The sequence below is a fragment of the Mycolicibacterium sarraceniae genome, assembly GCF_010731875.1.
In the GTDB taxonomy this organism is placed as follows: Bacteria; Actinomycetota; Actinomycetes; order Mycobacteriales; family Mycobacteriaceae; genus Mycobacterium; species Mycobacterium sarraceniae.
The window spans coordinates 683,383-703,169 of the sequence record NZ_AP022595.1 but is presented as its reverse complement, the minus strand read 5'-3'; the positions used below and the strand labels follow the sequence as shown (position 1 = coordinate 703,169).

Below are 19,787 nucleotides of genomic sequence, written 5' to 3'. Positions count from 1 at the left end.
CTGATCAAGGAGAAGCACGTCATGGCTGTGCCCAAGCGCAGAATGTCGCGGTCGAACACCCGCAGTCGGCGCGCGCAGTGGAAGACCGAGGCCACGGGTCTGGTCAACGTTTCCGTCGCCGGCCGTCTGCACAAGGTTCCCCGTCGCTTGCTCAAGGCGGCGCGGCTCGGACTGATCGACCTCGACAAGCGCTGATCGCGTTCGCTCGCCGCGAATTGCCCGCTCGCGCGGCGTGCCTCTTAGGCCTATCTCAGGCGTTGGGTTGAAACTGGTGGGTGTGCGAATACTTGTCGTTGACGATGATCGCGCGGTGCGCGAGTCCCTGCGCCGATCTCTTTCTTTCAACGGGTATTCCGTAGACCTGGCGCAGGACGGTGTCGAAGCACTCGAGGCGATCGCCAACGAACGCCCCGATGCGGTGGTGCTGGATGTGATGATGCCCCGCCTCGATGGACTCGAGGTCTGTCGTCAGCTGCGCAGCACCGGCGACGATATGCCGATCCTCGTTCTGACCGCCCGCGACTCGGTGTCCGAGCGGGTGGCCGGACTGGACGCCGGCGCCGACGACTATCTGCCCAAGCCTTTCGCTCTCGAGGAATTGCTGGCCCGGATGCGTGCCCTGCTGCGCCGGACCAGCCCCGACGAGCAGTCCGACTCGGCGGTGATGATGTTCGGCGACCTGACGCTGGACCCCGTGACTCGCGAGGTGTTTCGGGGTAAACGCGCCATTAGCCTGACGCGCACCGAGTTCGCGCTGCTGGAGATGCTGATCGCCAATCCGCGGCGGGTGCTGACACGAAGCCGCATCCTCGAGGAGGTGTGGGGTTTTGACTTCCCGACCTCCGGCAACGCGCTCGAGGTGTACGTCGGCTATCTGCGCCGAAAGACCGAAGCAGAAGGAGAACCGCGGCTGATCCACACCGTGCGGGGTGTGGGTTACGTGCTGCGTGAGACACCGCCCTGATGGTCCGACTGAGGCGGCGCGCGCGATCGGGGCGGGTGCCCGACGAATCGACGACATCGCTATCCCTGCGATGGCGGGTGATGCTGCTGGCGATGTCCATGGTGGCGATGGTCGTGGTTCTGATGGCGGTCGCGGTGTACGCGGTGGTCTCGGCCGCGCTCTACACCGATATCGACAACCAGCTGCAGAGCCGGGCCGGTCTGCTGATTGCCAGCGGGTCGTTGGCTGCAGACCCGGGCAAGGCGATCGAGGGCACCGCCTATTCCGACGTCAACGCGATGCTAGTCAACCCGGGCCGCTCGATCTACACGGCAAACCAACAGGGTCAGCGGCTACCGGTTGGTGAGCCGGAGAAATCCGTGATCAGCGGCGAGTTGTTGATGTCCCGCCGGACGGTGTCCAACCAGCGGGTGCTGGCGGTGCACTTGCCCAATGGCAGCTCATTGCTGATCTCGAAGAGCCTGGCACCCACCGGCGCGGTGATGACCAAGCTGAAATGGGTGTTGTTGGCGGTCGGCGGTATCGGCGTGGTGGTTGCCGCCATCGCCGGCGGGATGGTGGCGCGAACCGGGCTGCGGCCCGTGGCCAAGCTGACCGAGGCGGCCGAGCGGGTGGCGCGGACCGACGATCTGCGGCCCATTCCGGTGTTCGGCAGTGACGAGCTCGCCAGGCTTACCGAGACGTTCAACACGATGCTTCGGGCGTTGACCGAATCGCGGGAGCGGCAGGCTCGCCTCGTCGCCGACGCCGGGCACGAGCTACGCACCCCGCTGACATCGCTGCGCACCAATGTCGAACTGTTGATGGCGTCTATGCAACCGGGTGCCCCCCGGCTGCCGGAGGGCGAAATGGCCGATCTGCGAACCGATGTGATCGGTCAGATCGAGGAATTGTCCACTCTCGTAGGCGATTTGGTTGACCTCACACGTGAGGACGCGGGCGGAGTCGTGCATGAGGCGGTCGACCTGAGCGATGTCGTGGAACGCAGCCTGGAGCGGGCGCGCCGGCGCCGCAACGACGTTCAGTTCGACGTCGACGTCATCGGCTGGCAGGTCTACGGCGACTCCGCCGGACTCTCGCGGGCGGTGGTGAACCTGCTGGACAATGCGGCGAAGTGGAGTCCGTCGGGCGCCCACGTCGGGGTGCGGCTACGTCAGGTGGACGCCGCCCACGCCGAGCTTGTGGTGTCTGATTACGGGCCGGGTATTCCGCCCGATGAACGCGGTCTGGTGTTCGAGCGGTTCTACCGGGCGACGTCGGCGCGGGCGATGCCCGGATCGGGACTGGGCTTGGCGATCGTCAAACAGGTGGTCGTCAAACACGGCGGGCTGATTCGGATCGCCGACACCGTGCCCGGCGGCCGGCCGCCCGGCACATCGTTCTATGTCCTGCTGCCCGGCCTGCCGCTCACTGCGACGAGCTATCCGGCTGCTTCAGCTGAGAGCGAAATCACTACCAGAAGAGCCAAAACCAATGATGACCGAGGGGTTTCCCGGCAAAAAGCACCGGCCGTGCCGAGTGTTGTCTCAGTCGATTCTCAGTAGTGCAAGGCAAGCTGTACACAACGTCTCTTTGATCCAGAAGAGCGTGTCTCTCGTGACGAGAAAGAGCGATCTGACGATATGACCGACCCGCAGAGGTACTCGCCGCAGCACCAGGCCGGCCAGTCAGGCCATCCAGGGCCGAATCAGCATGCGGCACCGGGGTATTCGCAGCAGCCCCGTACGGCCGGCTATCAGCAGCCCTATGACTGGCGGTACGCCACCCAGCAGCAGCCCCCGCAGTACAGGCCGCCTTATGATCCGTATCAGGCTGTGCGACAAGGACATCCGGCCGCCGCGCCGGGCGTGCCCCCGATGCAGCCGATGCCGCCACGCAGGCGTTCGCGCGCAGTAGCGTTGATGGCAGGCGCGCTGGCGATCGCCGTAGTCTCGGCGGGCGTGGGTAGCGGTGTCGTATTGCTTGAGCACCCGGATCGGCAACCGATCGGTTCGGTCCCCCAAGGCGGGCCCAACGGAGTGTCCGGTGCCCCGGCGGCAAATCTGCCGGTGGGTTCGGTCGAGCAGGTGGCCGCCAAGGTCGTGCCCAGCGTCGTCAAGCTCGAGACCGAGTTCGGCCGGCAGTCCGAGGAGGGCTCGGGAATCATCCTGTCCGCCGACGGGCTGATCCTGACCAATAACCACGTCGTGGCTGCGGCCAAGCTGGACTCGGGAACACCCGGACCCTCGGGGGCCCCGGGACAGCCGGGGGCCCCTGGCCTGCCAGGAGCGCCCGGCCTGCCAGGCGCGCCCGGGGGGCCGGGTGGCCAGGGGGGCCAGGGAGGGCAAGGCGGTCGCGGGGGCCAAGCCGGTGGAGCACCCACGACAACCGTGACGTTCGCCGACGGCCGCACCGCGACCTTCACCGTGATCGGTACTGATCCGGCCAGCGATATCGCTGTCGTCCGGGCGCAGGGCGTATCGGGCCTGACGCCGATCAGCGTCGGCTCGTCGTCCAACCTGCGGGTCGGCCAGGACGTCGTCGCGGTCGGCTCACCGCTGGGCCTGGAAGGCACCGTCACCACCGGCATCGTCAGCGCACTGAACCGCCCGGTGGCCACCGGCGGCGACGCCAACAACCAGAACACCGTGCTGGATGCCATCCAGACCGACGCCGCGATCAACCCCGGCAACTCTGGTGGAGCTCTGGTCAACATGAGTGGAGAGCTGGTCGGAGTGAACTCGGCGATCGCCACCCTTGGCGGCGACTCGCCGGACGCTCAGAGCGGTTCGATCGGGCTCGGCTTCGCCATTCCGGTGGACCAGGCCAAGCGGATCGCCGATGAGCTGATCAGCACCGGCACCGCAACGCACGCATCGCTTGGCGTACAGGTCAGCAATGACACCACCACCCACGGAGCGAAGATCGTTGACGTCACGAAGGGCGGTGCTGCTGCGGCCGCGGGCCTGCCCAGCGGCGTGGTGGTGACCAAGCTGAACGACCGCGTGATCGGCAGCGCCGATGCGCTGGTCGCCGCAGTCCGGTCGCGGGCGCCCGGTGACCAGGTGACGCTGACGTACAACGACCCGTCGGGTTCCCCTCGAACGGTGCAGGTCACTCTCGGAAAGGCAGCCCAGTGATTCGGGTGGTCGGTGAACATCCCATGACGTTGACCAGCACGACTGCCAGGATGTCGTCGGGCGGATATACGGTGACATCCATGGAACATCCAGGGGAGCTGGTGGGTCGTGCACTCGTCGTCGTCGTCGATGACCGCACTGCCCACGGCGATGAGGAGGACCATAGCGGCCCGTTGGTCACCGAGCTGCTCGCGGAGGCGGGCTTCGTGGTGGACGGTGTCGTGGTGGTGTCTGCCGACGAGATCGAGATTCGCAACGCGCTGAACACTGCGGTGATCGGTGGCGTCGACCTTGTGGTGTCGGTCGGCGGTACGGGTGTGACTCCGCGCGATGTGACGCCGGAAGCCACCAAGACCATCCTTGATCGGGAGCTGCTCGGCATCGCGGAGGCACTGCGTGCTTCCGGTCTGTCGGCGGGCATCACTGACGCCGGCCTATCGCGTGGTCTGGCCGGGATTTCCGGTAGCACGTTGGTCGTCAATATCGCGGGCTCGCGCTACGCGGTTCGCGACGGCATGGCAACGCTGAACCCGCTGGCGACGCATGTCATCGGCCAGTTGTCCAGCCTGGAGATCTAAGCAAGCTCCGCGGCGAGTGATGGCGGTGGCTGCTCGTGGCGGCGTACTGTCAATCAAGAGCGCGCTAACAAGGGCGGTCGGCGTTTTGTTAACGCCCTGTGAACTGGACAAATGTCAAGATTGTGATTTTTGTCACAATCGTCAGGGGAACTGATGGCAACTTCGCGCCAGAACCGGAGCGCAGTTAACAAGATCTTCGGTATCGAACTGCCCCAGGAGTCGTCCGACGAACGTGATCCCGACGACAATCGCGACACCGGCGACCGCGAGCAGTGGCTCAGAGATAACGTTCCGCCGCACCACGACCGATGATCGGTCGGTGCCGCAGCCCGAAGGTCCCGGCGAACACGGTCGGCCCGACGCGGCCGGATCGGGATCCGGTTAACCGCGGTTGGCCTTCCAGCAAACTGCCCCACCCCGACGCTGATTTGGCGCACCCCGCTTCTATGCGTTGCCGCCCAGATGTCATCCCGTTATGTTCCTCGTGTCAACGATGAGCAGAGCGTAAGAGCGGTGTGTGAGGACTCGCATTGGACTGCCTAACGCCGTGTGCGGTGTCAGCATGTTGGGGCCCGAGCACGAACCACACACTCGGTGAGCCCACGGGTCACCGTCGACATAGCTAGGGAGAACATGAAGGTAATAGGTCGGGTACTGGTGGCGATGATCGCTGCCGTCGCGGCGTTGTTCGTCGGGACAGGTACCTCGCACGCAGGTTTGGACAATGAACTGAGTTTGGTCGACGGCGGTGGCCGCACGATGACGATTCAGCAGTGGGACACCTTCCTCAACGGTGTGTTCCCCCTGGACCGCAACCGGCTGACTCGTGAGTGGTTCCACTCCGGCAAGGCTGTTTACAGCGTGGTCGGCCCCGGTGCCGATGAGTTCGCGGGCACCTTGGAGCTGGGCTACCAGGTCGGCTTCCCCTGGTCGCTGGGTGTGGGCATCAACTTCAGCTACACCACCCCGAACATCCTGCTCGACGACGCGAATCTCTCCCCGGCGGGCTTCAACCCGCTGGGCTCGGCGATCACCCCGAACCTGTTCCCGGGTGTCTCGATCAGCGCTGACCTGGGCAACGGCCCCGGTATCCAGGAAGTCGCCACCTTCTCGGTGGACGTCTCCGGCCCCAACGGCTCGGTCGCGGTGTCTAACGCCCACGGCACCGTCACCGGCGCCGCCGGCGGTGTGTTGCTGCGCCCCTTCGCCCGACTCATCTCCAAGGCCGGTGACAGCGTCACCACCTACGGCGAACCCTGGAACATGAACTAACTCCCTGCGCACGTCATCAAAATGGCCCCCGGCACACCGCCGGGGGCCATTTTGTCGGTCGCTGTTCGGGCGGCGTCAGTCCCGGTCAGCGCTCGTGGTCGCTGCGGTATCGGGGCTCGGGCCGGTGCCCGGGCCGGTGACCTTCTTCGGCGTTTCGCTCGCATCGGCCAGAAGATCGCGGATCTCGGTCAGCAGGCTCAGCTCGGTATCGCCGGCCTGTTCGACCTCACCCTTCTTGCGAAGCCGGTTGTACGGCGCGACGACGAGGAAATACACCACAGCCGCGACGAGGACGAAGTTGATCGCCGCCGACAGCAGGATGTTCAAGTCGATGACCTGCCCACCACCGATGCCGATCCGCAGGATGCCGTATTCGGCGTTTTTGCCCGCACCGATGCGATCGATCAACGGCGTGATGATGCTGTCGGTGAATTTGGTGACCAGCGCGGTGAAGGCGGTACCGATCACCACCGCGACCGACAGGTCGACGATGTTTCCGCGGGAGAGAAACTCCTTGAACCCTTTCAACATGGCTTTTCCCTTTCGATGCGAGCTTTTCCTGAGACTAATACGGGCCAGGCGGGCCGGCGGGGGAGCTGTTAGCTTGGCGGTAGACGTCTCCGGAGGGGGAAAGCATGTGGGTTCGCGCGGTCGCGATGACGGCCTGGTTCGGTGCGCTGACGCTGGCTGGTGGTATCGCCACTGCAGCGCCGACCCCCACCCCCACCCCCACGCCGGGCCTGACGACGACGTCCTCCTCCGATGAGATCGCCGACATGGTGATGGATGCGATCGCGCAGCCCGCGCCGCCAGCCCCAATGGCGCCGCCGCTGCCTCCGCCACCGCCGGGCGGTTAGCTCAGCGGATCGTGAGCGTGACGGTCTGCACCAGCGTGGCTGCGGCCAACGCGTGTGCGGCTGCTGCCGGTAGGGCCACCAGAACCACCCGGTCATCACCTGCCCCCGCAGCCTTCTGCTTCGGCGAAACGAGCACGACGACGGCGTCGGAGGCGGCCAGGGCAGGTTTGGCCTCGCTCCCCGCGTCGGCCGCGCCCATGACGTCGACGACGTCCCCGGGCCTGATCAAATCGAGCACCGCCACGTCGGCCAGATGCAGGGGCACGATCCGTGCGTCCGGACCGGCGGCGAGGCCGGTCAGGCGTGAGCCCAGCACTCTGGCGTCGGTGAGCACTTCACCGCGGCGGGCTGGACCCGCCAGGGTGCTACCGATGAGGTCGTCGATCGCCAGCTGCGCGCCGTCGGGAATCATTGTGACAGAACGTTTTTCGAGCTTGATATCGGCGGCTGTCAAGGCCAGCCCAGGGCTGAGGTCGTGGGCGGCCACGACGACATCGGAGCGCTGGTCGTCGGGATTAGGCCGGAGCGCGGCGATGCCGGCGAGAATCACCAAGCCGCCGGCCGCTATTCGTCGCGCCAGCATTGTGCGGGTGAAGTCGGGACGCAGGAAACGCCGGATTCGGCTCGGTAGCGTCGGATTGAGCGACTCACCCATGCCGGTCACCGTAACTGCGCAACACTGGGCGGGGCTTCGCCGCAGATTCCAGCCTGTTGATAACCGGGCGATGTACTGTGCTTTTCGCTGGTTATCAGCCCTCCGATGGGCTGGCGTGTTGATTACCTAAGAGCGCTTATGGTGCCTGGGCGGTGAGCAAGGAGGCGCGCTTTGAACGCTGATCAGGCTTCTCGCGCGCAACATTATCCCCGCGCTCGGCAGCGACCGCGTGGAGCCCTTCTCACAGCCCGATCGTGTCGCTGGATGACGGACACGTTCTGGCTTCGAAGTTCTTGCCCGTTGGCATAATCCGGTCGAGGGCTACATCCCGCCGGATCAATTCATCCCCGTCGCCGACCCCAGCTCGACTGGGGTTGCTTCCTAAATTTCGGCGGGTCAGCTCGAGGCTGCAGCGGCCGGCGTCGGGCTGACCGAGTTCGTTGAACTTGATGAGCTGGATGACGAGTCGCTCGAACTCGACGGCTTCTCGGAGCTCGACGATGACGATGACGATGACGATGACTCCGACTTGGAGCTCTTGGGCGACGAATCCCGGCTGTCGGTGCGGTAGAAACCGCTGCCCTTGAACACGACGCCAACCGAGTTGAACAGCTTGCGCAGCCGCCCCGAGCACTGCGGGCAGCTGGTCAGAGCATCTTCAGTGAATGCCTGCACCGCGTCAAAACGGTTGTCGCACTCGGTGCACGCGTAGCTGTAGGTTGGCACATGAACCTCCGGGACGAAACTTGGTCTTTAGCACTCTATCGTGCCAAGTGCTAGAACAGCCATGTGGTACGCATCATTCCCCCAATGCCGCACGCGGGAGCGGTGTGACGAAAAGCGTCAAAAGGGGTTTGAGGGGGGACGCTCGGGTGCATCGTGAGTCGAGGGCCTCACAACGTGTGGGCCAGCGCGAACAGTCCTTGTGCGGGGGTGAGGGCATGGGTCATCCGAACGTCGTGCGCCGCACTAGGCAGTTCGTCGACAACCTCGTCGTCGCGGACCACCGCGACGAGCCTGGCGCCGGGTCGGCACAGGGGCAGCGACCGGTCGTAGAACCCACCGCCACGCCCCAGCCGAATTCCATTGCGGTCCACCGCCAGTGCTGGGACCAGCACCGTGTCGGCCTGCGCCACCACCAAGCTGGGCAACCAGGGCTCGGCGGGCTCGAGCAGGCCGAACCGGGCGGCGACCAGCGCGCCGGGGACGTAGACACCCCACATCAGAGCCAATGGCTCACCGTCGCCGCCGAAGCGAGTCACCGGCAACAGCACTCGGGCGCTCAGCTCACGAAGCCGGTCCACCAGGTGCGGCGAACCGGGCTCAGTGCCGACGGGCAGGTAGGCGCACACGGTGTCGCCGGGAGCCACGAACTCGCCGAGGTGACCGGCCAATGCCAGCGCCTCGTCCGTCCGGGTCGCACCGGGAACCGCGCGTCGCGCCGCCAAGAGGGCTTGCCTGTGTTGGGCTTTGCTACCGGCGACCACGCCGTCCACCATGTCAGCGCGCGTGTCAATTGCGCCAGAGTGAAGGGCCAACATGATGGCGATAGGGTGTGAACGATGAGGCCGTCAGAGGTCCCGTTTCCGCGTACGGCGATCGTTCCGGCGGCCGGGTTGGGTACGCGTTTCCTGCCCGCCACCAAGACGGTGCCCAAGGAATTGTTGCCCGTGGTGGACACCCCCGGCATCGAGCTGGTCGCCGAGGAAGCCGCTGAGGCCGGTGCCGAGCGGCTGGTGATCATCACCTCCGAAGGCAAGGACAGCGTGGTCGCCCACTTCGTGGAGGATCTCGTCCTCGAAGGCACGCTGGAGGCCCGCGGCAAGAAGGCGATGCTGGAAAAGGTGCGCCGTGCGCCCGCCCTGATCAAGGTCGAGTCCGTCATTCAGCACGAACCCTTGGGCTTGGGCCACGCCGTCGGCTGCGTGGAAGCGGTGTTGTCGCCGGACGAGGACGCGGTATCGGTGCTGTTGCCCGATGATCTGGTGCTGCCCACCGGCGTGCTGGAGACGATGGCGAAGGTGCGGGCCAAGCGCGGCGGCACGGTGCTGTGCGCGATCGAGGTGACGGAAGAGGAAGTCAGCGCCTACGGCGTCTTCGATGTCGAACCCGTGCCCGATGCGGCCAACCCGAACGTGCTCAAGGTCAACGGCATGGTCGAGAAGCCCAAGGCGGAGGATGCGCCGTCGCTGTTCGCGGCGGCCGGCCGCTACCTGCTGGACCGGGCGATCTTCGACGCGCTGCGCCGAGTCGACAAGGGCGTCGGCGGCGAGATCCAGTTGACCGACGCCATCGAGTTGCTGATCAAAGAAGGCCATCCGGTGCATGTCGTGGTGCACCGCGGCTCTCGACACGACTTGGGAAATCCCGGCGGCTACCTCAAGGCTGCGGTTGACTTTGCGTTGGATCGTGACGACTATGGCCCGGATTTGCGGCGATGGTTGGTGGCGCGCCTAGGCCTGGCCGGGAAGACCGAACAGTAGAAGCTGCGGCGGGCCCGTGCGACCGGTGCTCGAAGCAGAAAGGCGCGTGGTGCGTTCGGTAGAGGAACAGCAAGCCAGGGTGGCGGCCGCCGCGGTGGCGCCACGGCCCGTCCGGGTGCCGATCGCCGAGGCTCAGGGCCTGATGTGCGCTGAGGAAGTCATCACCGAGCATCCATTGCCTGGTTTCGACCAGGCCGCCATCGACGGTTACGCCGTACGCAGCGTGGATGTGCAGGGAATCGGCGGCGACGCCGACGACGAGCGGGCTGGCGGCGAGATCAGCCTGCCGGTGATGGGTGTGATCGAAGCGGGTACCCGCACGCCGAGCCGGCTGCAGCCCAAACAGGCGGCGCGAGTACAGACCGGTGCGCCGATGCCGACGCTGGCCGACGCGGTGCTCCCGCTGCGGTGGACCGATGGCGGCCAGGCGCGGGTGCGGGTGCTACGCGGGGTTCGGTCCGGGGCCTATGTGCGCCGGGCCGGCGATGACGTACAGCCCGGCGATGTCGCGGTACGTGCGGGCGCGATCATCGGCGCCGCACAGGTCGGGTTGCTGGCGGCGGTCGGTCGCGAACGGGTATTGGTGCATCCGCGGCCGCGGGTGACTGTGCTCAGTGTGGGTGGCGAGCTGGTCGATATCGCCCGTACGCCCGGCAACGGCCAGGTCTACGACGTGAACTCGTATGCGATCGCCGCCGCGGCTCGCGATGCGGGGGCCGAGGTGAACCGGGTCGGCATCGTCAGCACCGAGCCCAAGGCTCTGCGTGAGGTGGTCGAGGGTCAGCTCAATCGCGCCGAGCTGGTGGTGATTGCCGGTGCCGTCGGCGGCGCGGCCGCCGAGGGGGTGCGCACGGTGCTATCCAAGCTCGGCGAGATGGAAGTCACCCGTATCGCCATGCATCCGGGGTCGGTCCAGGGTTTCGGCCAGCTCGGTCGCGAAGGCGTGCCGACCTTCCTGCTGCCGGCCAACCCGGTGAGCGCTCTGGTGGTTTTCGAGGTCATGGTTCGCCCATTGATCCGGCTGTCGCTGGGTAAGCGGCAGCCGATGCGGCGTGTCGTGCAAGCCCGCGCGCTATCGCCGATCTCGTCGGTCGCGGGCCGGAAGGGATTCCTGCGCGGGCAGCTGATGCGCGACCAGGACACCGGCGAGTATCTGGTGCAGGCACTCGGCGGCGTGCCGGGCGCCTCGTCGCATTTGTTGGCAACGCTGGCCGAGGCCAACTGCCTGGTGGTGGTGCCCACCGAGGTCGATCAGGTCCGGACCGGCGAGTTGGTCGATGTCGCCTTCCTGGCTCAACGCGGCTGAACCGCGGATCATTGTGAATCTGTGGCGTAACAGCTCTCTGCACCCTGGCTGGCCTATGCGGGTTGGTCCGCTCCGGGTCGGCGCCGGTGTCATCCGGTTGCGTCCGGTGCGGATGCGTGACGCGGCGATGTGGAGCCGTATCCGGATGGCCGATCGTCGCTACCTTGAACCTTGGGAGCCGACGGCTGAGGTGGATTGGGCTGTGCGGCATGCAGTTTCGTCATGGCCGCCGGTGTGTTCGGGACTGCGCGCGGAAGCGCGTAAGGGCCGGATGCTGCCGTATGTGATCGAACTTGACGGGCAGTTCTGCGGCCAGCTCACGATCGGCAACGTGACGCACGGGGCGTTGCGCTCGGCCTGGATCGGTTATTGGGTGTCCAGTGCGGTGACCGGAGCCGGGGTGGCCACGGGGGCGTTGGCGCTGGGTCTGGACCACTGTTTCGGGCCGGTCACGTTGCACCGGGTAGAGGCGACGGTGCGCCCGGAGAACGCGGCGAGCCGGGCGGTGTTGGGCAAGGTCGGCTTCCGGGAGGAAGGCCTTCTCGAGCGGTACCTCGACGTCGATGGCGCGTGGCGGGACCACCTGCTGGTGGCGATGACGGTGGAGGAGATCGAGGGGTCGGTAACGGGCCGGTTGGTGCACCGCGGTCTGGCTCAGTGGGCATGATCGCCGAGCCTCCTTGTTACTAATGTGACATTTGGGGCTGTTGGTGCTTGTAAAGGGGTAATTACACGTGTGTAATTGAGCCCGGCGCGCCGTCACGGTTTGCGTAGGTCACGGACCTAGCCTGGACGGGAAAGGAGCAGGCCATCATGCCAAGCATCCCCCAGTCATTGCTCTGGATATCGCTCGTGGTGCTTTGGTTGTTCGTTCTGGTTCCAATGCTCATCAGCAAGCGCGACAACGTCCGACGTACCAGTGACGTCGCGCTGGCCACCCGGGTGCTCAACGGGGGCGCGAAATCGCGCCGATTCAAGCGCAGCGGACCGTCTGCCGGGCATCGGCACGACCCAGAGTGGCAGCCCGAGGAAGACCACTTCGATGAGGGATCTGATGACGAGGTAGCGCCGTCGCGCACCCGTTCGGTCGTCGTGGTTGCCGCGGTGTTCGAGGAGGCCGAGCCCGACTACCTCGACGTCGACGTGGTCGACGAGGACTCCGGTGCGCTGCCCGTCGGTGGCACTGCTCGGGTGGCAGAGCCGCAGCCGACCCTGTTCGACGAAGCTCCAGCGTTCGACGAGGCTCCCGAGCCGGTGGCGGAAGAACCTGTCGTCGCCGATGATGACGAGCCGGAAACCATCGCCGAGGGCGAGGCCACCGACACGTTCCAGGCGATCGCCGAGGACGAGCCGCAGGACGGCACGGCCGACGAATATGAATACGTCGAGGACACTTCGGGCCTCGAGGCCGAGGAAGAGCCGGCCACAGTCAGTGCTCCGCGAGCCAGCCGGCCGCGCCGGGCCGAGGCGACGGCCGCGGCGGTCAGCGCGCGCAAGTACCGCTTCCGCAAGCGCATGCTGATGGCGATGGCGGCGGCCATGGTGATCACGGCTGTGCTGTCCTTCACCGTCAGCCCCGATCTGTGGTGGGCCTGCGGGTCGGCCGGTGCCGTGACGATCCTGTACCTGGGTTATCTGCGCCGCCAGACGCGGATCGAGGAGCAGGTGCGCCGGCGTCGTCAGAAGCGGATGGCACGGTCGCGCCTCGGGGTGGAGAACACCGAGGACCGCGAGTTCGACGTGGTGCCGTCACGGTTGCGCCGGCCGGGTGCCGCGGTGCTCGACATCGACGACGAGGACCCGATCTTCGAGCACCTCGACGAGGTCGCGTTCGCCCGGCACTTCGACCTGCCGCGCGCGGCCGGCCAGTAGGTCACCGGTTTCGGTAAGGCGGGCTCCGGCTGGTAGCCTGCTACGGATCAAGGGGCTATAGCGCAGTTGGTAGCGCGTCTCGTTCGCATCGAGAAGGTCAGGGGTTCGATTCCCCTTAGCTCCACCAGGGAAAACCCCTACCAAGCTGCACGGGAGGGGTTTGTGATTTAGCCTCGATCCACCGATGTTCGTTGTTGATGTGAGTTGAGGTTCGTCGATTCCGACGATCGTTTGGCGGGCATGGGATAGCTGCTGGTCTGTCCAGCTTTTCCTGTGCGTTCCGGTTGGGCCTGTTCGGCGAGTGGTCAGGGTGTGGCGGTCAGTGGTGGGCTATGTCCGATGGTGTTGTGCCACAGTGCAAGCCAGGTCCTTGACCAGGGCCAGTGACTGGGTAGGTGCAGGACCGGTCGGTGTTGGGGGCGCGCGAGGCGGGCCGGGATGTTGACGATCTTGCGGCGCAGCGTCGATCCGCGTGCCCGGGTGTGTGGTTCTCCGGCGAGGACGCCGGCGGCGCGGAGCAGGTTGTGGGCGATCGCCGCGCACAGCACCCAGGCGGAGTTCGCGCCGAAGCGTCCCGAGGGGATGTGAGCCAGCGGTCCGTCGATCAGGTCGGCGAACACGGTTTCGATGATGGCGTGGTGGCGGTGGGTGATATCGGCGTCGGCGACGGGTAGGTCGGTGTTGGTGAAGAACGGGTGATACCGCCACACCGGGAACAACGCGTCGGGGAAGCGGGCGTCCTTGACCCGGCGCACGACCAGTCGGGCCGTGATCCGGTCGGGGGTGGATGCGAAGGCGGTGTAGGGGATTTCGGCGACTTCGGCATCGGAGATCCAGCCGCCGGTATCAGGGTCGCGGACCGCACCGGGATAGGACACGGGGGTCCACGAGGTCTCCTCGATCGCGTTGATCGCGCGGTCCACAGCGGGGTTGCGTGTCATCACCAGCGAGAACTGAGCGCCCGCGCGTAGGCAGGTCTGCACCACTGCGCGGTTGCCGTAGGCCGAGTCGCCGCGGACCAGAATTGGGCCGCTGGCTCCGGCGGCGCGGGCGGTGCCGATGGCCTGGGCGACCATCCGCCCGGCGCCCTTGGCTGAACTGGTCCGCCCGGCGCGGAGCCGCATCCCGGCGATCACCGGCACCGAGCCCGCGGTGCTGATCGTGGTCGCCAGCGGGGAGAGTCCCTTGCGCAGGATCTGCGTGCCGGCGATCTTGGTGTGGCCGTAGGAGGCGCCTTGTTTGGCGTGACCGTAGACCGGTCGTAGTAGCGAATCGATGTCGATGAACACCCGCTCATCGGCGGCGGGGAGCAGATCAACCCGGGAACACAACGCGACCAGATGCTCGCGCAGCACCGACTCCAACTGGCGGGCATGACCGAAGGTGAACTCTCGCAACAGTGTTCCCACCGTCGAGGGTGCGTACACGCCGTCGAAGAGTGTCGTCATCCCGCCGCTGCGCAGCACGTCGATGTCATCGATGCAGTCCGCACCGGCGAGCATCCCTGCGATCACGGTGGCCAGCTTCGGCGCCGGGTTCGCCGACCCGGACTTGATCCGCGGCGTCGTGATCTGGACCTTCTCCTCGAGCAAGGTGAGCAGCCCGGTCTGCTGGGCCAATCTCATCACCGGGACCAGCCCAGCAGACGACACGAGATTGCCGTCGTCGAACACTGCTGACTCAGCGGAGAACGTATGCGAAACTTGCACCGGAAGTGCCTTTCTGAACTGGCCCGATTGATGCCTCGAGAACACCAATCATCCCAGCTCAGAGGGCACTTTCTTCATTCCGACACCCTGCAGACAACCAGGTCAGTCGGTGGATTCAGGTTTAGCTGGCTAGACGGGTTCGGGTGTCCCGGCCCGCAACCGGCCCGCAGTAGCCTTCAATTTCGAGTCCCGATCAGCCTGTGCCGCAGCAGCTTTGATTGCCGTATCCAACTCGACCGCCACCGCGTCTGGGTCGGTGTCAAACAGGTCGGCATATCGAGGTTAGCTCCACATTCTCCCACCAAGGTGGCTACGCCCCCATGCGGTTCGCGATTTGATTCTGGCGCAGAGCAATTCGAGTTCGGAACTCGTCATTGCTGATGGCGTTATAGTCAAAGTACTGCAACCTGGACGGTATCGCGTCGAAGTCGACGACCTCGGCAATCGGCCCCTCGGCCCTGCTGAACTCGCGTGATGTCCGCTGCCAGCGGAACTGCAGGTAGCCGCGTCGATGGCCCGGGGTTTCGACCCAGTTCGCGGTACCCGGGTTGTCGTGGGCTACGACGATCCGGATCATGCCGTCGGGGTCTTCGGACGTCGACGCCGTTCCCCGGACTTGCACGAATGAGAACGGGGGATGCTCGTCGTCCACGCACACGCCACCCGCGGGCGGCGGCTCAGTGCGCGCCCCTTGGCGGCGTCCTTTCCGGTGTTGAACACCAGTTCGTTGCCCTCGACGACGAACCACACCGGAGCCACCAGCGGTCTGCCGTCGGCGGCGGCGTAGCCCAGCTTGGCGGTGCGGGTGCCGGCGGACAGGAATGCAATTACTTCTTCTGCGAGTTGTTCCATGCATCGAGGCCAGGACTGACAGCTGCGTCAGCCGGCTGATATCTGTCACCGAAGAGGCGAGTAAGGTGCCACTGGGTGCATCGAACCGAGGAGGAGACCACGTCCGCCACCAGGCCTAACTTTCTCCAAACCGTCGCCTACGCGTACGGCTTCCGCCGCTTGCCGGCGAGCATGCGTGACTGGGTAGCCAACGACCTCGCAGGTCCGGGCAGCGTCAGGCGCTTCATGATCAGGATGGCGATACCGCCGATCTTCGTCCTGGCGCCCTTCTGGTTGTTCCCTGTCGAACAAGATGCCCTGTATGTGCACTCGACCATGACGGTGCCCATCTACTGCTGGGCTTTGGCCATCTCACTGGCCCTGAACAAGGTGTGGCGACGGCACCGGCTCGCCGCGCACGGTCTGGATCCCAATCTGGTTGACGTCCTCAAACGTCAGAAGAACGCGCAGGTCGACCAGGACTACATCGCCCGCTTCGGACCTCGGCCGCAAGAAGCCGAGTACCAGAAGAACAGCAACCCGTTCTTCTGAGCCGCCGCCTCACCTGGTGACGAGCCGGCAACGGGATGGCCGGGTTTCGTGCGGTGCGTGGGTGCCGTCAATCATCTGCTTCTTGATCCGAGAATAGATGTGGGACAACATGGTTCGATCGGTGAGGGCAGGTACCAGCTCGATCTGAGCACCGAAGCCGGCTGCCGGAGTCGCCACGAACGACACACGGCCTTCGACGCTCGCGGCCCCTAGCGATCGAATCGAGCGCTGATGACCGGACCTGCGACGCAATGGATGCTGCTGCACGGCACACCGCTGGGTCCCGGTTTTTGGGACGACGTGCGCGGTCGCCTTTCGGTCAGCTCGACCGCTCCCGATCTCAACCGGGAGTTCGCCTCGGGCGAGGTTCTGCAGCAGGATCTTGCCGCCGCCGTCCCTGCCGAGGAACCCGATGGGTGGTCGTCGTCGGTCATTCGTTGGGCGGCCAGGCGGCCAGTTTGGGCCACACCGCAAAAGATGTAACCGCTCCCGCGGAGCTATCAGTTGTTCCTGCCGCAGATGCGGCTATTGACCCGTCACATGCCTTTCTGCTAAGCAGTTGCACAGCATTGGAACCGCTCGACGCCGCCAACAAGATGAGGTCAACGATGACGCTGCAGGCCGTACTGGACGACATTCGAAACCGGCCAGGTGACGGCGACATCATCCCGATCATTGATCCGGTGAGCGAGGAGCGGATCGGGGAGTTCACCGACTGCGGCGAGAAGGCCGTCAACGAGGCGGTCGGGCGGGCCAGGTCGTCATTCGAATCCGGTGTCTGGTCCGAACTGCCCGGGCGCGAGCGGGCCAAGGTGATGTGGCGGATCGCCGATCTGATCGACGAGCATGCGGCCGAGTTCGCGGCGATCGACTCTGCCAACACCGGAATGATGAAACTGCAGTCGGAGATGGTGGTCCCCACCTGCGCCGAATTCTTCCGCTACTACGCCGGTTGGTGTTCCAAGATCAACGGCACTTCCTATGACGTGAAGACCACCGGCATTGCCGCCGAAAGCTACGTCAACCTCCACGCTTACACGCTCAAGGAGCCCTATGGCGTTGTCGGCCTGATCTTTCCGTGGAATGGACCGATCTTCAATGCATGCGCCAAGATCGCCCCCGCGCTCGCGGCGGGGTGCAGCAGCCTAGTGAAACCCGCTGAGGAGACGCCACTTTCGGCATTACTGCTCGATAAGCTTATCTCCCAGGCCGGCGTCCCCGACGGTGTGGTGAACCTGCTGACCGGATACGGGCACACCGCGGGGGCGGCGATCAGCGCGCACCCTGAAGTCGAGAAGGTCGCCTTCACCGGCTCCACCGAGGTCGGCAAGATGATCGTGCAGGCCTCAGCCGGCAACCTCAAGAAGGTCATGCTCGAGCTTGGCGGCAAGTCGCCGGTGCTGATCTTCGACGATGCCGATCTGGACCAGGCCATCTTCGGCGCCGCCATGGGCATCTTCGTGCATTCCGGCCAGGGCTGCGTCTGCGGCTCAAGGATTTTCGTGCAGCGCGGCGTCTACGACCAGGTCGTCGAAGGTATCGCCGGAGTGGCCAACTTCATGAAGTACGGCGGCCCGGACGAAGAAGGAGTCATGAGCGGCCCGCTGATCAGTGCCAAACAACTCGACAGGGTCCTGGGATTCATCGACGAAGGTAAGCGCGACGGCGCCGAGGTGGTCACCGGCGGGCACCGGCTCGATCGCAGGGGGTACTTCGTACACCCCACGGTGCTCACCAACGTCGACCCCAGCATGCGCCTCTATCAGCAGGAGATCTTCGGACCGGTGGTGTCGATCATCCCGTTCGACGACGAAGACGAAGCCATCGCGATGGCCAACGACACGAGCTACGGGCTTGCGGGCACGGTGTGGACCACCAACATCAGCCGGGGCCACCGGCTCGTGAAGCGCCTGCAGGCGGGCAGCGTGCAGATTAACTGCCAGCTGATCTTCGACCACGACGTGCCCTTCGGCGGCTACAAGCAGTCCGGTTGGGGCCATGAGTTCGGCAAGGACGGACTGGACGCCTACCTCAAGACCAAATCCGTGTGGGCCCAGCTGTAATCGAACGGACCACCGACGAGGACTGACTCGATGGAGGGCGATGCTGCCTGGCACATCCACGGAGTCGCCGCGCAGAGCACCAGGTATCGCTTGGCCTCTGTGAACAGCTGCTCCGCCTCTGCCGGATCGTCGGTGACCCCATCCCGCACCAGCCGGTCGGTGACGCACGGTGCGGTGAAGGTCAAGGCCTCTTCGAGCCGGGCTTCCAGTGTCGCGGACATCCACCGGTCGGGCCGTCTGCGGGGGAATCGGCTGTCCACCAACCGGCGAACCCAAAGAGTCGGACCCGATGACTGGATGGATTGTGAGCCATATCCCGCCGCGGCTGCTTCTCGTCGGTCTGGTGGGCGTGACCGCCGGGGGAGCGGTGCTGCTCGCCAAGTGGTTCGGCGACAGTTCCCGGTCCTCACGCGTGATGAGCACAATGATGTCACCAAATTCACCGACAGCTTCATCGGCTTCGTCTATGCCTTCTTGATCGGTTTCATCGTCTCGTCGATGTGGGGCCAGACCAATACCGCCGACGCCAACGCCAGGCCGAAGGGGCGGTGGCAGTTCAACCTGGACAAGATCAGTCAGGCGCGCACTCTTCGCCTGCTGACCGCCCGCGAAGACACCGGGCCGCCGTGGCCATTGTGGGCGGTCATCTTCCTGACCAGGGTCATGGGGCTCGGCACAGTCATCATCTACGGAGTTGAGAAGCCTGGGACGCACTATCCGATGGTGGCGATCGTCGGCGTGATCGTCGCGACCAATCTGTTGCTCCTACTCGAGTTGTCTCACCGGATCATCGGAGGCATCTCAACCACGAATGATCCTTTGGACGAGGTTATTTCGGTTCTCGGCCAACCCTCTGGCTAGTCAGTGTCTCGTGGGTTCCGATCGAACGCGGGCGCCACGAAACGCTCGAGCACCGCTCGCTCGTCGCGGACATTCGCGATCGGCGAGTAGGCCAGGGATACGACGATCCGCACGATCCACTGCGCCGCTTGGGGATCGTCGTCGGTAATGCCGGTAAGCTCGGCGGCAAGGTGAGCCAGCACGGGTGACGAGTGCAGTTCCTTGACGTCGGGTAGGTTGCCCGCGCTGAACATCAGCCGCCGCAACGGGTCCGACCGGATCAGCTGCAGCGCCACTGTGATCGCGACAAGCACGCGATCCGAACCGGTGAGACCGTCGACGGCGTCGCGCACCTTTTGGACGATGCCCGCCGCCAGACGCGTCAGCACCGCGTCGCGAATCTGGGCCTTACCCCCGGCATGGCGGTACACCGTGGCGCGCGAGCAGTGGACCTTCGCTGCCACGGTGTCGATGTCGAGGGCGTCGAGCCCGTCTCGGACGACGAGCTCGGTCGCGGCCGCGTAGATGCGATTCGCCGCGGCTGTCGAGCGATCGCCACCAATTACCCAATCGCCGTGCGCCATGATTGCCATATTCTCAGGGATGAGACAAAGAATGCTGCCGATATCACTCTTTCTGCAGGTAAATACGCTGGTTTGAGACAATGGGCGTTTCCGCCGGGGGAT

The 19,787-nt window shown here is 65.4% G+C and carries 23 protein-coding genes, 1 tRNA gene and 2 pseudogenes; 17 read left to right on the top strand and 9 right to left on the bottom strand.

Going from position 1 to position 19,787, the window contains the following annotated elements:
- The first annotated feature begins 21 nt into the window (after positions 1 to 21).
- The 7 genes from rpmF (at position 22) to G6N13_RS03645 (ending at position 5,933) form a co-directional block, all read left to right on the top strand.
- Positions 22 to 195, top strand: coding sequence for a 50S ribosomal protein L32 (rpmF, locus tag G6N13_RS03670; RefSeq protein WP_163694852.1), 174 nt, complete (start codon positions 22 to 24; stop codon positions 193 to 195).
- An 82-nt stretch (positions 196 to 277) separates the two neighbouring features.
- Complete coding sequence (locus tag G6N13_RS03665; protein WP_163694851.1) at positions 278 to 964, top strand: response regulator transcription factor; 687 nt, start codon at positions 278 to 280, stop codon at positions 962 to 964.
- A complete protein-coding gene (locus tag G6N13_RS03660) occupies positions 964 to 2,508 on the top strand; it encodes a HAMP domain-containing sensor histidine kinase (RefSeq protein ID WP_163694850.1) in 1,545 nt (514 codons plus the stop codon). The genes G6N13_RS03665 and G6N13_RS03660 overlap by 1 nt, the downstream gene beginning before the upstream one ends.
- A 78-nt stretch (positions 2,509 to 2,586) precedes the next feature.
- A complete protein-coding gene (locus G6N13_RS03655) occupies positions 2,587 to 4,083 on the top strand; it encodes a S1C family serine protease (RefSeq protein ID WP_163694849.1) in 1,497 nt (498 codons plus the stop codon).
- A 23-nt stretch (positions 4,084 to 4,106) separates the two neighbouring features.
- On the top strand, positions 4,107 to 4,661 hold the full coding sequence (locus G6N13_RS03650; protein WP_163694848.1) for a MogA/MoaB family molybdenum cofactor biosynthesis protein: 555 nt from the start codon (positions 4,107 to 4,109) through the stop codon (positions 4,659 to 4,661).
- A gap of 153 nt (positions 4,662 to 4,814) precedes the next feature.
- Positions 4,815 to 4,973, top strand: a complete 159-nt coding sequence (locus G6N13_RS24070; RefSeq protein WP_170310432.1) for a hypothetical protein — start codon at positions 4,815 to 4,817, stop codon at positions 4,971 to 4,973.
- A gap of 321 nt (positions 4,974 to 5,294) precedes the next feature.
- Positions 5,295 to 5,933: a porin MspA gene (locus G6N13_RS03645; protein WP_163694847.1), complete on the top strand. Its 639-nt coding sequence runs from the start codon at positions 5,295 to 5,297 to the stop codon at positions 5,931 to 5,933.
- Positions 5,934 to 6,008: 75 nt separating this feature from the next.
- Here G6N13_RS03645 and mscL read toward each other — a convergent pair whose 3' ends face one another.
- Positions 6,009 to 6,464 (bottom strand): large-conductance mechanosensitive channel protein MscL, encoded by a 456-nt coding sequence (mscL, locus tag G6N13_RS03640; RefSeq protein WP_163694846.1) that lies wholly within the window; start codon positions 6,462 to 6,464, stop codon positions 6,009 to 6,011.
- Between the two features lie 104 nt (positions 6,465 to 6,568).
- Here mscL and G6N13_RS03635 point away from each other — a divergent pair, with 104 nt between their 5' ends.
- On the top strand, positions 6,569 to 6,790 hold the full coding sequence (locus G6N13_RS03635) for a hypothetical protein (RefSeq protein WP_163694845.1): 222 nt from the start codon (positions 6,569 to 6,571) through the stop codon (positions 6,788 to 6,790).
- 1 nt (position 6,791) lies between these two features.
- Here the strand turns inward: G6N13_RS03635 and G6N13_RS03630 are convergent, their stop codons facing one another.
- From G6N13_RS03630 to G6N13_RS03620, 3 genes are all read right to left on the bottom strand, one after another.
- The gene (locus G6N13_RS03630) at positions 6,792 to 7,445 is read right to left on the bottom strand and encodes an SAF domain-containing protein (protein ID WP_163694844.1); all 654 of its coding nucleotides are present in this window, start codon (positions 7,443 to 7,445) and stop codon (positions 6,792 to 6,794) included.
- Between the two features lie 396 nt (positions 7,446 to 7,841).
- Positions 7,842 to 8,171 carry an FmdB family zinc ribbon protein gene (locus tag G6N13_RS03625; protein ID WP_163694843.1) on the bottom strand — a complete coding sequence of 110 codons (330 nt, stop codon included), beginning with the start codon at positions 8,169 to 8,171 and terminating at the stop codon, positions 7,842 to 7,844.
- Positions 8,172 to 8,338: 167 nt separating this feature from the next.
- Positions 8,339 to 8,944, bottom strand: coding sequence for a 5-formyltetrahydrofolate cyclo-ligase (locus G6N13_RS03620; protein WP_235677914.1), 606 nt, complete (start codon positions 8,942 to 8,944; stop codon positions 8,339 to 8,341).
- A gap of 63 nt (positions 8,945 to 9,007) precedes the next feature.
- Here G6N13_RS03620 and G6N13_RS03615 point away from each other — a divergent pair, with 63 nt between their 5' ends.
- The 5 genes from G6N13_RS03615 to G6N13_RS03595 all read left to right on the top strand — a co-directional run bounded on the left by G6N13_RS03615 (position 9,008) and on the right by G6N13_RS03595 (position 13,233).
- Complete coding sequence (locus G6N13_RS03615) at positions 9,008 to 9,928, top strand: UTP--glucose-1-phosphate uridylyltransferase (RefSeq protein WP_163694841.1); 921 nt, start codon at positions 9,008 to 9,010, stop codon at positions 9,926 to 9,928.
- A gap of 49 nt (positions 9,929 to 9,977) precedes the next feature.
- On the top strand, positions 9,978 to 11,234 hold the full coding sequence (gene glp / locus G6N13_RS03610; protein WP_163701653.1) for a molybdotransferase-like divisome protein Glp: 1,257 nt from the start codon (positions 9,978 to 9,980) through the stop codon (positions 11,232 to 11,234).
- A 13-nt stretch (positions 11,235 to 11,247) separates the two neighbouring features.
- Positions 11,248 to 11,901, top strand: a complete 654-nt coding sequence (locus G6N13_RS03605) for a GNAT family N-acetyltransferase (protein ID WP_163701650.1) — start codon at positions 11,248 to 11,250, stop codon at positions 11,899 to 11,901.
- 146 nt (positions 11,902 to 12,047) lie between these two features.
- Positions 12,048 to 13,106 carry a divisome protein SepX/GlpR gene (sepX, locus tag G6N13_RS03600; RefSeq protein ID WP_163694840.1) on the top strand — a complete coding sequence of 353 codons (1,059 nt, stop codon included), beginning with the start codon at positions 12,048 to 12,050 and terminating at the stop codon, positions 13,104 to 13,106.
- Between the two features lie 51 nt (positions 13,107 to 13,157).
- Positions 13,158 to 13,233 (top strand) — tRNA-Ala (locus tag G6N13_RS03595).
- 178 nt (positions 13,234 to 13,411) lie between these two features.
- Here the strand turns inward: G6N13_RS03595 and G6N13_RS03590 are convergent.
- The 3 genes and pseudogenes from G6N13_RS03590 to G6N13_RS24820 form a co-directional block, all read right to left on the bottom strand.
- Entirely contained in the window at positions 13,412 to 14,815 is a 1,404-nt protein-coding gene (locus G6N13_RS03590) for an IS1380 family transposase (RefSeq protein WP_163694839.1), read from the bottom strand.
- A 310-nt stretch (positions 14,816 to 15,125) separates the two neighbouring features.
- A pseudogene (locus tag G6N13_RS24825) lies at positions 15,126 to 15,404 on the bottom strand (hypothetical protein); the annotation flags it as partial.
- A pseudogene (locus tag G6N13_RS24820) lies at positions 15,381 to 15,667 on the bottom strand (PPOX class F420-dependent oxidoreductase); the annotation flags it as partial. The pseudogenes G6N13_RS24820 and G6N13_RS24825, both read right to left, overlap by 24 nt.
- Positions 15,668 to 15,742: 75 nt before the next feature.
- On the opposite strand from G6N13_RS24820, the gene G6N13_RS03580 reads away from it, so the two are divergent.
- From G6N13_RS03580 to G6N13_RS03570, 3 genes are all read left to right on the top strand, one after another.
- Entirely contained in the window at positions 15,743 to 16,198 is a 456-nt protein-coding gene (locus G6N13_RS03580) for a DUF5313 domain-containing protein (RefSeq protein ID WP_163694838.1), read from the top strand.
- Positions 16,199 to 16,429: 231 nt separating this feature from the next.
- Positions 16,430 to 16,681: a hypothetical protein gene (locus G6N13_RS03575; RefSeq protein WP_163694837.1), complete on the top strand. Its 252-nt coding sequence runs from the start codon at positions 16,430 to 16,432 to the stop codon at positions 16,679 to 16,681.
- A 125-nt stretch (positions 16,682 to 16,806) separates the two neighbouring features.
- On the top strand, positions 16,807 to 18,261 hold the full coding sequence (locus G6N13_RS03570) for an aldehyde dehydrogenase family protein (protein WP_163694836.1): 1,455 nt from the start codon (positions 16,807 to 16,809) through the stop codon (positions 18,259 to 18,261).
- On the opposite strand, the gene G6N13_RS03565 is transcribed toward G6N13_RS03570, so the two are convergent.
- Entirely contained in the window at positions 18,225 to 18,482 is a 258-nt protein-coding gene (locus tag G6N13_RS03565; RefSeq protein ID WP_163694835.1) for a hypothetical protein, read from the bottom strand. The genes G6N13_RS03570 and G6N13_RS03565 overlap by 37 nt on opposite strands.
- 160 nt (positions 18,483 to 18,642) lie before the next feature.
- On the opposite strand from G6N13_RS03565, the gene G6N13_RS03560 reads away from it, so the two are divergent.
- Positions 18,643 to 19,122 carry a bestrophin-like domain gene (locus G6N13_RS03560; RefSeq protein ID WP_322789298.1) on the top strand — a complete coding sequence of 160 codons (480 nt, stop codon included), beginning with the start codon at positions 18,643 to 18,645 and terminating at the stop codon, positions 19,120 to 19,122.
- Here the strand turns inward: G6N13_RS03560 and G6N13_RS03555 are convergent.
- On the bottom strand, positions 19,119 to 19,685 hold the full coding sequence (locus tag G6N13_RS03555) for a TetR/AcrR family transcriptional regulator (protein WP_163701648.1): 567 nt from the start codon (positions 19,683 to 19,685) through the stop codon (positions 19,119 to 19,121). The genes G6N13_RS03560 and G6N13_RS03555 overlap by 4 nt on opposite strands.
- Positions 19,686 to 19,787: the final 102 nt, after the last annotated feature.

Bases quoted from the DNA above. Each gene is read 5' to 3' on its own strand.
- G6N13_RS03570 (WP_163694836.1), top strand. From the start codon at position 16,807: ATGACGCTGCAGGCCGTACTGGACGACATTCGAAACCGGCCAGGTGAC.
- G6N13_RS03660 (WP_163694850.1), top strand. From the start codon at position 964: ATGGTCCGACTGAGGCGGCGCGCGCGATCGGGGCGGGTGCCCGACGAA.
- G6N13_RS03555 (WP_163701648.1), bottom strand. From the start codon at position 19,685: ATGGCGCACGGCGATTGGGTAATTGGTGGCGATCGCTCGACAGCCGCG.
- sepX (WP_163694840.1), top strand. From the start codon at position 12,048: ATGCCAAGCATCCCCCAGTCATTGCTCTGGATATCGCTCGTGGTGCTT.
- G6N13_RS03565 (WP_163694835.1), bottom strand. From the start codon at position 18,482: ATGTCCGCGACACTGGAAGCCCGGCTCGAAGAGGCCTTGACCTTCACC.
- G6N13_RS03630 (WP_163694844.1), bottom strand. From the start codon at position 7,445: ATGGGTGAGTCGCTCAATCCGACGCTACCGAGCCGAATCCGGCGTTTC.
- G6N13_RS03645 (WP_163694847.1), top strand. From the start codon at position 5,295: ATGAAGGTAATAGGTCGGGTACTGGTGGCGATGATCGCTGCCGTCGCG.
- mscL (WP_163694846.1), bottom strand. From the start codon at position 6,464: ATGTTGAAAGGGTTCAAGGAGTTTCTCTCCCGCGGAAACATCGTCGAC.
- rpmF (WP_163694852.1), top strand. From the start codon at position 22: ATGGCTGTGCCCAAGCGCAGAATGTCGCGGTCGAACACCCGCAGTCGG.
- G6N13_RS03575 (WP_163694837.1), top strand. From the start codon at position 16,430: ATGACCGGACCTGCGACGCAATGGATGCTGCTGCACGGCACACCGCTG.
- G6N13_RS03650 (WP_163694848.1), top strand. From the start codon at position 4,107: ATGACGTTGACCAGCACGACTGCCAGGATGTCGTCGGGCGGATATACG.
- G6N13_RS03620 (WP_235677914.1), bottom strand. From the start codon at position 8,944: ATGGTGGACGGCGTGGTCGCCGGTAGCAAAGCCCAACACAGGCAAGCC.
- G6N13_RS03635 (WP_163694845.1), top strand. From the start codon at position 6,569: ATGTGGGTTCGCGCGGTCGCGATGACGGCCTGGTTCGGTGCGCTGACG.
- G6N13_RS03615 (WP_163694841.1), top strand. From the start codon at position 9,008: ATGAGGCCGTCAGAGGTCCCGTTTCCGCGTACGGCGATCGTTCCGGCG.
- G6N13_RS24070 (WP_170310432.1), top strand. From the start codon at position 4,815: ATGGCAACTTCGCGCCAGAACCGGAGCGCAGTTAACAAGATCTTCGGT.
- G6N13_RS03655 (WP_163694849.1), top strand. From the start codon at position 2,587: ATGACCGACCCGCAGAGGTACTCGCCGCAGCACCAGGCCGGCCAGTCA.